Source organism: Micromonospora sp. NPDC007271 (genome assembly GCF_040634005.1).
Taxonomy (GTDB): Bacteria; Actinomycetota; Actinomycetes; order Mycobacteriales; family Micromonosporaceae; genus Micromonospora.
The window spans coordinates 1-1,231 of the sequence record NZ_JBEYER010000223.1 but is presented as its reverse complement, the minus strand read 5'-3'; the positions used below and the strand labels follow the sequence as shown (position 1 = coordinate 1,231).

The window sequence follows — 1,231 nt, the reverse complement described above, 5'->3', positions numbered from 1 at the left end:
AGGCGTTGGCCAGCGGGATCACGAAGACGTCGTACTTCTCGTTGATCTCGTCGGCGTCCCGCCGGTTCGCCAGCAGCCGCGACGGGGTGATCTGCGCCGTCGAGGTGGCCAGCAGCTTGTGCGCGGCGTGGCTGAAGACCAGGTTGCCGCTGTTCTTGCCGATCCAGTCCCGGTCGAAGGTCTCCTCGGCGGTGAAGACGTCGAACGGGCCCTTGCAGGCGCGCAGCAGGATCCGCTGGTGCATCCGGGTTGTCCACCTTCCGGTCCCGGGCACGGTGTGCCCGGCGGGAACCGGAGCGGCGCGGCCCGCTGGCCGGCGCCCGGTCCACGTGCGGTGCAGAAGCAGGAATCTTATGCCATCGGACACTCGGGACGGCAGCCCGGTTGCCGGGCCGGAGGCGTACCAGGCTCAGCGGCGCAGCATCCGGCGGATCGGCCCGCGGACGGCCCGCCGCATCCGCTCGCGCAGCTGCTGGGAGCGCAGCGAGTCGACGGTTTCCTCCAGCGTCCGCTGCTGATCCTGGAGCCACTGGATCCGGGTCAGCAGGTCCGCGGGCGCGGTGGCGGTGGCCGGGCGCACCGCGGGCGGGAAGCTGGTCTGGCGGACCTGCCGGTCGAAGCGGGCGGCGCTGTCCCCGTCGGCGAAGCAGTGCCCGAGGTCGTGCCGGGCGAGGAACGAGGTGATCGCCTCGAAGCGGGTCTTGTGGCCGTCGTTGAGCGCGGAGTAGTCGGCCTCCTGGTACAGCTGCGCCGCGTCGATGTCGGCCGGCACGTCCCGCATGATCCGGTGCGGGATGCCGAAGTAGCGGGCCAGCTCCAGGGTGCGCGAGTCGTGCGCGAAGAGATAGCCCGGGGTGCCGGCGAGCAGCGCGGTGATGGTGCCGTGGATCCGGGTGCCGAAGGCGAACTCGAACCCGGACAGATACTCCATCCAGGTCCACGGGTCGACGAACATCCGCACCTTGTCCTCGACGAAGAGCGGATGCGAGGTGTGTACCGGGATGTCGCTCTGCTTGCCCCGGTGCTCGGGGGCGTCCCCGTAGAGCAGCGTGCCGAGGGTCTTCAGGTCCTGCGGCAGGTAGCGCAGGTTGGGGTAGCGCTGGTGGTGGTGGCGGACGATCTGGGCCATCGACGAGACGTACGGCGAGATGGTGAGCGCGAGGCGGTCCTCGGTGCTCAGCGTCGCCTTCGCCTTCTCGATCCGGAGGCTGTCGCCGTGCAGGAACATCGA

1 protein-coding gene and 1 pseudogene are annotated in these 1,231 nt (G+C 70.1%); both read right to left on the bottom strand.

The genetic code is table 11. The features are described from left to right. Positions 1–244, bottom strand: a pseudogene (locus tag ABZ570_RS34015) (polysaccharide pyruvyl transferase family protein); the annotation flags it as partial. Between the two features lie 165 nt (positions 245–409). After that, on the bottom strand, positions 410–1,231 hold an 822-nt coding region (locus tag ABZ570_RS34010; RefSeq protein ID WP_358072302.1), incomplete at its 5' end, for a polysaccharide pyruvyl transferase family protein.